This is a genomic window from Streptomyces sp. NPDC058674, from assembly GCF_042716505.1.
Taxonomy (GTDB): Bacteria; Actinomycetota; Actinomycetes; order Streptomycetales; family Streptomycetaceae; genus Streptomyces.
This window is the reverse complement of sequence record NZ_JBHXSC010000004.1, coordinates 71,463-84,380: the sequence shown is the minus strand read 5'-3', so window position 1 is coordinate 84,380 and position 12,918 is coordinate 71,463. Positions and strand designations below refer to the sequence as shown.

Genomic DNA, 12,918 nt, shown 5'->3' with positions numbered 1-12,918 from the left:
CCTCCCCGTCGTGATCGTCGGCGGCATGCACGCCGACGCGCGCAAGGAGACCGTCGAGCACCTGCTGCGCGCCGTGCCCGGGAGCATCGCCCTGCACCACGACCTGACCTCCGCTCCCGGCGGTACGGTGCTGCGCACGCTGCGCGATTCCGGGGGCGCGATATCCGCCGACGAGACTCCGCTCGTCAACGACTGCGCCTGCTGCGCACTGCGCGAGGACCTGGTCCCCGAGCTGGAGCGGCTGGCCGCCGGCGGGCTGACCCTGGCCGTCGTGGAACTGTGGGACTCGGTCGAGCCCCGGGCGATGGCCGAGGTCGTGGCCGCCCACGCCGGTGACGCACTGGAACTCACCAACGTGATCACCGCAGTCGACCCCGCGCTCGTCCTGCCCTGCCTCGGCAACGGGGACGACCTCAGCGAGGCTGGACTCTCCGCCGCGGCCACCGACCGGCGGACCGTCGGGGACACCTGGGCCCGCCAGCTCGAGTACGCGCCGGTCCTCGCGATCGCCGACAGCGAGGAGGCCGACGACGAGGACCGCGCCCTGCTCGCCCAACTGCACCCGACCGCCCGCCAGGTGCCCACCGGCTCCAGCGAACTGACCCGCCTGGCGTTCGCCGGCTTCGACGTGGAGAGCGCCGCAGCCGCCCAGCATCCCGCCTGCGCGCTCCTTCCCCAGGACGCCGACGAAGCCGGAGTCACCACGCTGGTCTGGCGGCGCCGTCGGCCGTTCCACCCCGAGCGGCTCTACGCGGCCTTGGAGGACCTGTGCTGCGCTGCCGCCCGCAGCCGCGGCCGGTTCTGGCTCGCCGACCGGCCCGACACCCTCTTGGCGTGGGACGCGGCAGGCGGCGCGCTGTGCGTGGAGAGCGCCGGTCCCTGGCTGGCTTCCCTCCCCGACGCCGCCTGGGACCTGGTCCCCGCCATGCGTCAGGCCGCGGCGGCCCTCGACTGGCACCCGGAGCACGGCGACTGCTGCCAGCACCTCGTCTTCACCTCACCGGGCCTCGACCGCGACGGCATCGAACAGCTCCTGGACTCCTGCCTCCTGACCGAAGCCGAGTACACAGCCGGACGGGAAGGCTGGAAACAACTCCCCGCCGCCTTTGGTCCGTTGCTCGACTCGGTCGCCTGACCGACCGCCCCCTTCACGTCCCACACCCCTGAGGAACACCGATGGCCCGGCGCCCTTCCCCGAGCAAGCCCCTGAAGTCCCGTCCCAACCCGCTGGACGCAGCGAAGATCACGTACATCGACTACAAGGACACCGACCTGCTGCGCAAGTTCATCTCCGACCGCGGCAAGATCCGCAGCCGACGGGTCACCCGCGTCACCGCCCAGCAGCAGCGCCAGCTCGCCCTGGCCATCAAGAACGCCCGCGAGATGGCCCTGCTCCCGTACGCCAGCCGATAGCGCACAGCCACGTCGGGCCGAGGAGTCGCGGGACGGCCGGATCGGCGAAACCTTACGGTTCAGGCTCGTCGTCGGCTCGCCCTGCCGGATCCCCGTGGGCTACGCGGCGCTCCTCCAGCGGGGCCCGCCGCAGGACGTCGTCACCCACCCGGGGCAGGTGCGGAGTGTGGTTGACCAGCCGGGCGGAGTTGCCCACCACGGCGATGCTGCTGGTGTTGTGCAGCAGGGCCGGGAGAACGGGATTCATGGAACCTCCGGCGCCCGCGACCAGGCCGAGGAGATTGACTCCTATCGCGAGCCCGTAGTTCTGACGTACGACGCGCAAGGTGTGACGGCTCAGTTCCACGACGGCGGCGACCTGGCGCAGGTCGTTGCCCGCCAGGGCGATGTCGGCGGTCTCCAGGGCCACGTGGGAGGAGTGCTCGCCCATCGTGATGCCGACGTCCGTGAGCGCCAGAGCCGGGGCGTCGTTGGTGCCGTCACCCAGCATGGCCACGGTGTGGCCTTCAGCCTGCAGGTCGCGGATGAGCTGGAGTGTGGCCTCCGGGAGCGCGTGGGCGTGCACCTCGGTGATCCCGAGGGTGTCGGCGACGACCTGGGCCGTCTCCTGTGCGTCGCCGGTGAGCAGGATCAGGCGGGAGACCCCGAGGTCGCGCAGCTGCTGAACGACGGTTTCCGCGCCGGCTCGTACCGCGTCGGAAACGCCGAGCATGCCGATGAGGTCCTCGTCGCGGGCAAGGCAGATGACGGTCTCACCCCGGCGCGCAGCCGGTCCGTCCAGTTCCGGGCGTCTTCGGTGAGGTCGACTCCGTGTTGGCGCAGGAGGGCGGGGCTGCCGACGAGGAGGCGGGTTCCGTCGAGTTCGGCCCGCATGCCCATGCCGAGGACGACCTCGCACGCCTGGTGGATCGGCACGTGGAGGTGCTGTTCCTCGGTGCGGGCGACGATGGCCTAGGCGAGGGGGTGGCGTGCGTGCAGTTCGCCGGAGGCTGCCAGGCTCAGCACCTCGTCGGCGGTGTCCCTCTCGCTGAGGGTCACCACGCTCGTGACCAGCGGCTTGCCGAAGGTGAGGGTGCCGGTCTTGTCGAAGACGACCGCGGTGACCCGGCCGATGCCCTCCAGATGGGTGCCGCCCTTGATGAGGGTGCCGCGGCGGGCGCCGTTGCCGATGGCCGCGCTGATCGCGGTCGGGGGGGCCAGCCCGGCCGCGCAGGGGCAGGCGATCAGCAGCATGGTCATCGCGCTGCGTGCGTCGCGGGTGGCGACGTAGGTGAGCGCGGCCAAGGCGAAGGAGACCGGGACGAAGCGCTGGGTGAAGCGGGTGGCGACGGTCTGGATCGGGGCCCGGCAGGACGGTGAGGGCCACCACGTTCTCCCGGAGGACCAGGGGGATGACGGTCGCCGCCGTGACCAGTGTGTCCGTGCCGGGGCTGCTGCGGCCGCAACGTGCGCAGGGCGCCCCGGAAGAACGGCAGACCCGTGAAGACGGTCACCACGCCGAGCAGTCCGGAGGATCCGAAGGTGATCCGGGGCCGGCCCAGCAGGCGCCGCAGTGCCACGAAGGCCAGGACCGCTCCGCCGACCACCAGCCGGGCCACCTCTCCGGTGGAGGTGTCGGGCAGGGACCGGGAAGGGTTCCTTGCGAGTGGTACAGCTGGCCAGGGTTGAGGGAACCGGCTTCTACGGAGCGTCGAGTCGCACCGCCTGTGCGGCAGTCGTGCGCGTGGCTGTGGCAGCCAGGTAGGTGATGCGGAGGGCGCCGGTGGTGTGTTCGCGGTCGACGAGCACGTTGACGCCGTAGACCGACCGGATCAGGTCCGGGGTCAGCACGGCCTCCGGGGCGCCCGCTGCCGCGACCTGTCCGTGGTCGAGGACGACGATGTGGTCGCAGTACCGGGCGGCGAGGTTGAGGTCGTGCAGAGCGACGACGCAGGTGACGTCCAGTGATGTCAGCAGGTCGAGGAGTTCGAGCTGGTGGCGGATGTCGAGGTGGTTAGTGGGTTCGTCGAGCAGGATCTCCTGGGGTTCTTGCGCGAGGGCGCGGGCGAGTTGGGCGCGCTGTTTCTCCCCTCCGGAGAGGGTGTGCCAGCTCTGGTGTTGCTTGTCGGTGATGTCGGTGCGTTCCAGCGCCGCGTCGACGATCCGTCGATCGCGCTCGGTCAGGGCGTCGAAGCGGCCGCGGAAGGGTGTGCGGCCGAGTTCCACGACCTGGCGGACGTTGACGTGGTTGTGGGCGGACACGTCCTGTTCGACGACGGCGAGCCGTCGGGCCAGCACCCTGCGGCCGAGGTCGTGCAGACCGGTGTCGTCGTAGCGGACGGTTCCGGTGTCGGGGCGCCGCAGTCCGGCGAGCAGGCGCAGCAGTGTCGACTTGCCCGAGCCGTTGGGGCCGAGGAGGCCGACGGTCTTTCCGTCGCCCGCCGCCATCTCGATGGTGTCCAGCAGCCGGTGGCCTTTGACCGACCAGGATAGCTGGGAGGTGGTGATGCGGCCCATCAGGACTCCAGACGCTTCAGGATCAGCGCGAAGGCGGGCGCGCCGAGAAGTGCGGTGATGACGCCGGCGGGCAGTTCGTGGGGCGAGAACGCCGTCCGCGCGAACGCGTCCACCCAGATGAGGAAGATGGCGCCTACGATCGCGGACAGGGGAAGCAGGGTGCGGTGCGTCGGGGTCGTCAGGATGCGGACAGCGTGCGGGATGAGCAGCCCGATGAAGCCGATCGCGCCGGAGGCGGCCACGGCGGCCGCCGTGATGACCGAGGTCAGCACCATCAGCCAGATGCGGGCCGCGGTGACGTTGATCCCCAGGGCGGCGGCGGAGTCCCACCCGAACGTGAAGGCGTCGAGGGCGGGCGCGAAGAACTGGACGGCGACCACCCCGATCAGGATGATCACGACGGTGACGGTCACCCCTTCCCACCGGGCGCCGCCGAGGGTGCCGAGCAGCCAGTAGGTGAAGCCGCGGGTGGAGTTCGCGTCCCCGCTGACCATGAGGATGACCGAGGTGACCGCGGCGAAGAACTGGGACACGAGTACGCCGGTGAGCACCACGCGGGACGGGCTGGCGACGCGCCCTCCGCCGAGCAGGAGCAGCAGCAGGCCGAAAGAGACCAGGCCGCCGACGAAGGCCCCGGTCGACAGGGAGATGCTTCCGCCGATGCCCAGCAGGAGCACGGCGACCGCGCCTGTGGAGGCGCCGGAGGAGACTCCCAGCAGGTAGGGGTCGGCCAGGGGGTTCCTTGTGACCGCTTGCAGGACCGTACCCGAGACCGCCAGGGCCATGCCGACGGCGGCGGCCAGCAGCACCCGCGGGAAGCGCGACTCCCAGATCAGGGCGTCGAGCAGCCCCGGCAGGGGCGGGGTGGGGGCGATACTCCCCAGACCGACATGCCGGAGGATCGTGGAGACGACATCCAGGGGGCGGATGTCCGCGCTCCCGAACAGCGATGCGGCCACGACCGACACCAGCAGTCCGGACACGGCCAGGAAGAAGAGCACCCCCGTCGGGGCGCGCCGCCGGCGCACCGGAACGGTTTCACGGCCGGTGATCGTGTTCCCGGTGGGCGCTGCGGGCTTGTGTGAATGAGTCGTCATGGTGGTCGGCGGGTCAGCCGAGCCTGTTGAGGCCGTCGACCAGCGCGGGAACCACGGACGCACTGCCGTAGCCGGGATCCATGTGGGAGCCGGGGATGGAGATGAACCGGTCGCCCTTCACCGCGCCGAGCTTGCTGGTGAGGGGGTCCTTCTTGAGCAGGTCGGTCTTCTCCTCGGCGGTGTCGTTGGGTTCGCCTCGGGTCAGGTCGGCCAGGATGATGACGTCGGGATTCCGGGCGGCGACCTCGTCCCAGCTGACCTCGGCCCACTTGGTCTTCGCGTCGGCGAAGATGTTCTGGACACCGACGAGGTCCGAGATGTGCTGCGGCAGACCACCGGGGCCCGCTGCCCATGGAGTCCCCTCGTAGGTGGAGTAGAACCACATCACCTTCAGCGGAGTGTCCCGCTTCTTTACGGCGCCCAGCGCCTTGTCCACCACGGCCTGCTGTTCGGTCGCCAGCTTCTCCCCGGCGGCGGGCACGCCCATGATCTTGCCCAGCCGGCGGTACTCCTCGTGCATCATCTCGAAGTTCGCGCCCGCCACACTCTCGTGGGACGAGCAGTCGAACTCGGTCAGGTAGGTCGGCACGCCCAGGTCGTGCAGCTGCTTCCGATCGCCGGACTGCTCGGCGGTGAACATGCTCGCGAAGGAGCCGTAGACGAAGTCCGGCTGCGCTTCCAGCAGCTTCTCGTGTTTGATCTCCTGCCCGGGCGGGGACAGGCGCGGAATCTTCTTGTACTGCTCGGCGATCGCGTCCGGCGTCTTCTCGATCTCGTAGCCCGACCCGACGATCCGGTCACCCACGCCCAGGTGGATGAGGATCTCGGCGGCGGTCTGGTTGAGGGTGACGACCTTCTTCGGTGCGGCCTTGTAGGTCACATCGGTGCCGCAGTTCTTGAGGGTGAACGGATAGGTCGTCGCACCCGTCCCCGTCGTCGTTGCCCGCTCGCCGGCATCGGTGGCGGTATCGGCCGTGCACCCCGCAACTGCGAGCACCGCCAAGGCCGTCATCGTTATGGTTATCGTTTTCATTAGCAAGAAGATACCAGTTCATGAGAGAGGGCAGAAGGGTCCTGGCAGCTCAGGCAGACCGCCTGGCGGAGCCGGTCGAAGGCACGTCGCAGGAGGGACGGCGCGTCGCGGCGGCGGCCGCGAAGCGTCGCGGACCGCACTTCGGTGGGACCGACCGGATGCGCCAGGCATGCCGGCCGTTCGGTCGGGTCGGGCGCTACCGCAGCATCGCGGCGAGCCGGTGGACGACATGAGCGTCGAACAGGTCGTTGGCCGCCATCCAGTCGTCGTTGAACACGGTGTCCAGGTACTTGTCGCCGCCGTCGCAGACCAGCACGACGATGGTGGTCTCGGGCCCCGCGTTCTGCGCCTGCTCCAGGGCCTTGTAGACCACGCCCCCCGCCGAACCGCCGATCAGGATGCCGAAGTTCCTGGCCAGGTAGCGGCAGGTCTCGAAGGCTTCGGAGTCACTGGCCTTGACACCCTCGTCGATCAGGTCGTAGTCAACGACACCGCCGATCTCCGAGCCTTCGGGCGTACCAGTGCCGGACTGGTGGTAAGGCGCGCCCTTGCCGCCGAAGACGACGGACCCCACCGGCTCGACGCCGATGATCTGCAGGTTCGGGATGCGTTCGCGCAGGACACGGCCGGTTCCGCAGAGCGAACCACCGGTGCCGACGGCCCCGTACAGGTAGTGGATGTCGTCGCCCAGGTCGTCGTGCAGTTCGCGGGCGAGCGGCCGGTAGCCGTTGGGGTTCCCCTGATTGCGGTGTTGCGCGGTCCAGTACGCGCCGTGGTCGGCCGCGAGCCGCTCGGCCACGAGGTCGCGTTCGGCGGTGGCGAGCCCTTCCTCGTCCCCGGCGACGTTGAGTATGTCGGCACCGTAGGCGAGCATGCCGCGCAGCTTGTCCGCACTGGAGTGGTTGTCCACCACGGCGGTGAACTTGTATCCGCGTTCGGCGGCGATGAGGGCCAGGCCCAGTCCGGTGTTGCCGGAGGTGGACTCGACCAGCCACCCGCCGGAGGTGAGCAGCCCTGCCGCCTCCGCCTCGTCCACCATGTTCCTGGCCATCCGGATCTTGGCGGTGCCGGTGGGGTTGCACTGCTCCATCTTGAGCAGGACGGTTGCCCCGCCTTCCACGACTTGCAGTTTGAGAAGGGGGGTTCGCCCTATCAGGTCAGACATCTTGGTTTTGATCACGGCTTGTCCTTCGCGCATGTCTCCGTCAGACACCGCACGAAGACGTCGTTGTCTGCGGGGGTCGACAGTGAGGCTCGGATGTAGTTCTCGTATCCCGGCTCGCGCCACGCCTTGACGATGATTCCGGCTCGGTGCAGCTCCCGGGCGACCCGGTCCGAGCGGCAGCCGGTGTCGATGAAGAGGAAATTGGTCGAGGACGGGACCACGCCCAGTCCCGCGCCGCGCAGCCGGTCGGTGACCCTGGCGATCTCCAGAGCGGTCCGGCGGACCGTGTTCGCCAGGTGCGCGTGGTCGCCCAGCGCGGCGACGGCGGCTTCCTGGGCCGGCTGGTTGACGTTGTACGGAGTACGAACCCGGTCCAGTGCGTGGATCAGGGCACGGTCGGAGGCGATGCCGTACCCCACCCGGACCCCTGCCAGACCGTAGGCCTTGGAGAAGGTGCGCAGCACGATCCACGGCCTGTCCCGGCCGCGCAGGGCCTCCAGCCCGTCGGGGTACTCCGGGTTGGAGCGGGCGAACTCGCCGTACGCCTCGTCCAGCACCAGCAGGGCCGATTCCGGGGTGGAGGCCACGACGTGCTCCAGTTGGCCGGCACTGAGCATCGCGCCGGTGGGGTTGCACGGGTTGGCGAGGAAGACGAGTTTCGGGCCTGCGGCCAGCGCGTCACGCCAGGCGTCCGCGTCGAACCCGAACTCGGCGGTGACCGGTACCTTTTCGACCCGGGCGCCCATGACGCGGGGAAAGGTCTCGTGCAGGCTGAACCCGGGCGCCTGGGTGACCACCAGGTCACCGGGATCGAGTACGGCCCGGCACAGCAGCTCCAGGATGTTCTCCGAGCCGTTGCCGAGCACGACACGCTCGGCAGGCACGTCCAGGCTCTTGCCGATGGCCTCGGCCAGACGTTTGCCGGTGGGGTCGGGGTAGCGGGAGACGCCGTCGGCCAGGCCCAGGCGCACGGCTTCGGCGACCGCCGGAGAGATACCGAAGGGGCTCTCGTTGTTGGAGAGTTTGATCACGCGGGAGGAGCCGCTGAGGGCGGCCACCTCGGCCGGGTCGGCGCCGGGATCGTAGAGGGGCAGGCCCGCCACTTCCCTGCGTATCAGGGAGGCCGAAGCGGCCGGTGCGAGGGCATGGTTCATGACGACTCCGGTTCCGGGGCGGGTGCGCTGGACGTCGCTCGGTGGAGCCGGTCGACGCGGCGCAGGAAGGCGAACAGCAGGATGGCGGCGGTGGCCGCGAGGCCGATGGTCTGGCCGATCCAGACGCCCTCGACGCCCCAGTCGGCACTCACCCCGAGCAGGTAGCCCGCGGGCAGCCCGATCAGCCAGTACCCGACGAGGGAGATCCGGAACGGCCCGGCGGTGTCGCCGATGCCGCGCAGGATGCCGTTGCCGATGTTCTGCATGGCGTCGAAGACCTGCATGAGGGCGGCGATCAGCAGTCCGGTCACGGCCAGGGCGACGATGTCCGAGTTGCCGGCGTGCTCCGCCGAGATGAACAGGGACACGATCGTGTTCGGGATGGCCAGGTACACGACGGCGACCACCAGCGTCGCGACCACGCCCCAGGCCGTGCCGAGGAGCCCCATTCTGCGTGCCGTCACATAGTCCCTGCCGCCGTCGGCCTCGCTGATGTGGATGGACGCCGCGTGCGACAGACCGGCGGAGATCATGAAGACGATGTAGACGATCTGGTTCAGCACGGTCTGGGCGGCCAGGGCGCCGACGCCGAGGGAGCCGATGACCAGCGTGAGCACACTGAAGAACCCGGCCTCCGAGGCGTAGGTACCCGAGATCGGCAGGCCGAGGCGCCAGACGGACCGGACCGCGTCCCCGTTCCAGCGCCACGCGTCGGGCGAGGTGAGGTACGGGCGCAGGACGCTGTCGCGCAGGATCACCGCGACGAACGCCAGGAAGGACAGGAGGAACACCGTGACGGTGGCGATCGCGACGCCGACGAATCCGAAGGCGGGCAGGCCGAACTCGCCGTAGATCAAAATGTAGTTCAGGCCGATGGTCGCGCCGATCGAGGCCAGCGTGATGGCCAGGAGCGGGCCGGGCCGCTTGAGCCCGGTGGTGAAGTGCCGCAAGTTCTGGAACCACAGGCAGGGCAGCATGCCCGGTGCCAGGACCATCAGGAACTCGCCTGCCTTGTCGACCACCGCCGGGTCCTGACCCAGCAGGACGAGCAGCGGGCCGATCAGCAGGAGTACCGCGCAGAACACCACACCGCACACGGTCGCCCAGAAGAACCCCGCGAACAGCAGCGCGCCGACGCGTTCCCGGTCGCCCCGCACCCGCGCCTCGGCCACCAGGTTGCTGACTCCGGTGACCAGGCCCGTCCCGGTGGTACGCAGCTGGTTGAACAGTGCGATGGCCAGACCGGCGGCGGCGATCTCGACCGCGCCGAGCCTGCCCAGCATGACGATGTCCACCGTGGTCAGAGCGACGTAGGCGAAGTTGGTCAGGATCAGCGGGAACGCGAGCTTGAGCAGCGTCCGCGAGTTCTTGACCCACCAGCGGACGCCGGTCTCCGTCGTGCCCGTCGTGTCGGTCGTGTCGGTCGTTTCGGTATTCACCAGAATCTGACCTTTTCCCCGCGCCCGCCCGCCAGCGCGAGATCGGCTATGTACCGGCCCAGAGCGGCGTCGGTGACGGCCATACCGCTGTTGTAGGCGAAGACCACGTCGTCCGGATGGCGGCGGGCAGGTGCGAGGCCGAGCAGGATGTCCGGCAGTTGGGCGTCCACCGACGGCAGGCTGCCGTCCGCGCCCCGCAGGTCGTCGCAGGTGGCGTGCATCTGGGCGGTATCGGTGGCGATCCTGTAGTCCGCGCCGTGGCACACGTCGGCGTGCACGCCGTACCCGAGGAGTACGGCGACCGAGCCCGGCTTCATCCAGTCACGCCGGACCTCCTTCGTGACGGACAGGCCGGCGGCGCCGATCACGATGTCCGCCTCACCGGCGGCCTGCCGGAGGTCCTTCACGATCTCGACCTCGCGGCCGTCGACGCTTTCCTGGACGGCGCGCAGACCATCGGGGTAGCTGCCGAACACCTGCAACCGCTCCAACTTGGGCAAGGCCGCGAGCAGCATCGGCAGTGCCGCCTGCCCCTGGACGCCGGTGCCGACGACCAGGGCGGTTCGTGCGTCGGGGCAGGCCGCGCGGGCGAACAGCGCGGTGGTGGCCGAGGACCGCAGCGGTCCGAGCTTCACCACGTCCATCAGTGCGATGGGTGCCCCGGTGGTGTCGTCGACGAGGAAGACGAACGAGTGGAACCGGTAACCGTCCCGGTTGCGGCGCGGGTCGAACTCGTAGACGGCCTTGAAGCAGACGGTGCCGCTGCCGGCGTCCCTGGCCACCATCGAATAGCTCAGCGAGTGGTGGTCGGGATCGTCGATGATCGTCTTGACCGGGTTGTTCGATCCGCCTTCGGCCAACGCGCGGTAGGCCTGCTCGACGACCGTGATCACCTGTCGGTTGTCGAGGTCCAGTCCTTCTTGCTGGGACTGCGGCAACAACCACAACTGCCCGGGTGGGGCATAACTCTGTGACATGCGAGGCTTCTCCTTCGTCGGCGGTCGTATCAGATTGGTTCGAGGTCGCATCAGATGCCGTCCAGACGCCAGCGCGGCGGGGCCCCGTCGCCACCGATCCGGAGAACGGCCTTCAACGGCAGTGCGGCGTCATGGAACGGTGACTCGTTGGAGTCCATCTGGTAGCCGGCGGTGTTGAGGTAGAGCAGGTGGTCACCGCGCCGTACGGGCCGCGGGAAGCCGATCTTCCGCCAGGTCACCAGGTCGCTTTCCAGGCAGGTCGAGCCTGCGACGCAGGCCGGGAACATCTCGTCGGCGGCGGGCTGGGCGGACATCAGCAGCGGGTCGGGGAGATAGTCACTGTTGAACCACTGCTCGGAGAGGCTGAAACTGCTGCCCGCGACGGTGACGATCGCGTACCCGTCGGTGTCCCGTCGGTCGTCGACCTGCTGTACGCGGTACATGGTGAATCCGGCCTGGTCCAACAGGGCCCGGCCCGGCTCGACGACGAACCGGATGCCGTTGCGTCCCGCCTTCGCCGACAGGCTCTCGCCACCGTCGACCGGGTGCGCCATGATCGCCTGCACCGCCTGGGTCGCGGACTGCCCGCCGTACGGATAGAAGTCCTTGAAGTCCCTGGCCGCGTGGTAGTGGGCCGGCTCGTTCTGTTCGAGGAACTCGTCCCAGAGCCGCGGCTCGACGTAGCGGACCGGCAACCCGCCGCCGATGTCGACCAGTTCCGCGCGGAGCGAGCCGCGCCGCCTGGCGTCGAGGCAGTGCTCGATCATCTCGTTCGCCGCCGTCGCACGTTCCGCCGCGGAATAGCCGTTCAGGTGGAAGGAGAATCCCCGGAGACTGATGTGGGCGGCGAGTTCCGCGCACAGACCGACAGCGGCCTCCCGGTCAGCGGCGGACAGTCCGAAGCGGCTTCCCGGTTGGCCGACCGTCCGGGACCGCAGCAGCACGGCGGCCTGCCGCCGCGCGAACCGCGCGGTGGCCGCGAGCCGACGGAGTTCGCTGATCGAGTCGACGGCGACCAGGCAGCCGTGCTGAACCGCGAGAGCGTGCAGCGTGTCGTCCTTCTCCGGGCCGGATATGCCGATCCGGTGTCCAGGCACTCCGCCGGCCAGGGCCTTGACCAGTTCGGGGGTGCTGGCCACGTCCATCCCGACACCGAGGGCAGCGGCCGAAGTGACATAACAGTCAGCCTTGTTCGCCTTCTTGGCGAACAGGATGTCGGCGGTTGCGCCCGCCTCGGCGAACGCCCGGCGGAGTCGGACGACGTTCTCCTCGAAGATCTCGGGCAGCACTACATGCAGCGGTGACCCCAGGCCGTCGAGAAGGTCGGCCAGCAGGGCTCGGTGATCCGCCAGCAGCGTGGAGACCGTGGGATGTCGGAGTGCGGTGAGCGCGAAGGGCCGGACTCCGGCCATCGGGCGCTCCAGCACCTGTCGTGAGATGAGCACCCAGTATTTCTATACGAACATGACACTCATTTTCAATAGCTGCCCGTGGAGAGCCCCACGCAACAGGGGTGCAAACGGCAAGAAGCTGCTACATATCAGGCACCTGGCCCGGTGCGGGCCGATCCAGAGGCTGGCCGGCACCGCGGCCCGCGTGCTGTTGCTGCTGCGGCGGCGGCGGCCGACGTCACTCTGCTGGTCAGCCGCGAGAAAATGCCCTCAGGTCCGCGGCGAGCGAGGCGATGGCCGCGGGATTGCGCGGGCTTTCCACCAGCTCGGCGTAGTTGGGGACGACGATCCGGTCGTTCTTGACGGCCGAGACGCCGGCGAGCGGCGGATAGGACTTCAGAAACGTCCTCTTCTGGTCCGCGGTGGTGTCCCCGTAGTCGTTGATCACGATCACCTCGGGGTCACGTTCGACCACCGTCTCCCAGCCCACCGTCGCCCAGCTGTGGCTACGGAGGGGGCGAGACATCGGCTGGCGGGGCAGGTGCTGTCCTCCTGACCGGTTGAGGCGAGGACGATCACCTGTGGCCGCACCAAGGGTCACTACCTGGCGTGACCGCCGAACAGTTCTGACTTCGCGCCGCCAAGGCTGGCGTCCGGCACCGCCACCCCGTACAGAAAGCCGCCTTGGGTGGCGGTGCGGGCGCCTCGACCGGTTGCACAGAATGGTTCAGGAGACGGCTCCACACCGCTGAC

General features: G+C 69.3%; 12 protein-coding genes and 1 pseudogene. 2 read left to right on the top strand and 11 right to left on the bottom strand.

What is annotated here, in order from left to right:
• Positions 1–25: 25 nt before the first annotated feature.
• Positions 26–1,135, top strand: a complete 1,110-nt coding sequence (locus ACFWU6_RS03650; RefSeq protein ID WP_383978279.1) for a CobW family GTP-binding protein — start codon at positions 26–28, stop codon at positions 1,133–1,135.
• Between the two features lie 41 nt (positions 1,136–1,176).
• Positions 1,177–1,413 carry a 30S ribosomal protein S18 gene (gene rpsR, locus ACFWU6_RS03645; protein ID WP_383978124.1) on the top strand — a complete coding sequence of 79 codons (237 nt, stop codon included), beginning with the start codon at positions 1,177–1,179 and terminating at the stop codon, positions 1,411–1,413.
• Between the two features lie 52 nt (positions 1,414–1,465).
• Here the strand turns inward: rpsR and ACFWU6_RS03640 are convergent, their stop codons facing one another.
• From ACFWU6_RS03640 to ACFWU6_RS03590, 11 genes and pseudogenes are all read right to left on the bottom strand, one after another.
• Entirely contained in the window at positions 1,466–2,125 is a 660-nt protein-coding gene (locus ACFWU6_RS03640; protein WP_383978121.1) for an HAD-IC family P-type ATPase, read from the bottom strand.
• Positions 2,126–2,364: 239 nt separating this feature from the next.
• Positions 2,365–2,751: a hypothetical protein gene (locus ACFWU6_RS03635; RefSeq protein ID WP_383978276.1), complete on the bottom strand. Its 387-nt coding sequence runs from the start codon at positions 2,749–2,751 to the stop codon at positions 2,365–2,367.
• Positions 2,752–3,093: 342 nt separating this feature from the next.
• Positions 3,094–3,909 carry an ABC transporter ATP-binding protein gene (locus ACFWU6_RS03630; RefSeq protein WP_383978118.1) on the bottom strand — a complete coding sequence of 272 codons (816 nt, stop codon included), beginning with the start codon at positions 3,907–3,909 and terminating at the stop codon, positions 3,094–3,096.
• On the bottom strand, positions 3,909–4,937 hold the full coding sequence (locus ACFWU6_RS03625; protein WP_383806554.1) for a FecCD family ABC transporter permease: 1,029 nt from the start codon (positions 4,935–4,937) through the stop codon (positions 3,909–3,911). The genes ACFWU6_RS03630 and ACFWU6_RS03625 overlap by 1 nt, the downstream gene beginning before the upstream one ends.
• An 82-nt stretch (positions 4,938–5,019) precedes the next feature.
• Positions 5,020–6,039, bottom strand: a complete 1,020-nt coding sequence (locus ACFWU6_RS03620; protein WP_383978115.1) for an ABC transporter substrate-binding protein — start codon at positions 6,037–6,039, stop codon at positions 5,020–5,022.
• A 196-nt stretch (positions 6,040–6,235) separates the two neighbouring features.
• The gene (locus ACFWU6_RS03615) at positions 6,236–7,219 is read right to left on the bottom strand and encodes a PLP-dependent cysteine synthase family protein (RefSeq protein ID WP_383978111.1); all 984 of its coding nucleotides are present in this window, start codon (positions 7,217–7,219) and stop codon (positions 6,236–6,238) included.
• Positions 7,216–8,358: a histidinol-phosphate transaminase gene (hisC, locus tag ACFWU6_RS03610; protein WP_383806476.1), complete on the bottom strand. Its 1,143-nt coding sequence runs from the start codon at positions 8,356–8,358 to the stop codon at positions 7,216–7,218. Before hisC ends, ACFWU6_RS03615 begins: the two co-directional genes overlap by 4 nt.
• Entirely contained in the window at positions 8,355–9,797 is a 1,443-nt protein-coding gene (locus ACFWU6_RS03605; protein WP_383978108.1) for an MATE family efflux transporter, read from the bottom strand. The genes hisC and ACFWU6_RS03605 overlap by 4 nt, the downstream gene beginning before the upstream one ends.
• Positions 9,794–10,774: an ornithine cyclodeaminase gene (locus ACFWU6_RS03600; RefSeq protein ID WP_383806469.1), complete on the bottom strand. Its 981-nt coding sequence runs from the start codon at positions 10,772–10,774 to the stop codon at positions 9,794–9,796. Before ACFWU6_RS03600 ends, ACFWU6_RS03605 begins: the two co-directional genes overlap by 4 nt.
• Before the next feature lie 50 nt (positions 10,775–10,824).
• Positions 10,825–12,219, bottom strand: a complete 1,395-nt coding sequence (locus ACFWU6_RS03595) for an alanine racemase (protein WP_383806466.1) — start codon at positions 12,217–12,219, stop codon at positions 10,825–10,827.
• A 196-nt stretch (positions 12,220–12,415) separates the two neighbouring features.
• Positions 12,416–12,667 (bottom strand): annotated as a pseudogene (locus ACFWU6_RS03590) (iron transporter); the annotation flags it as partial.
• Between the last annotated feature and the right edge of the window lie 251 nt (positions 12,668–12,918).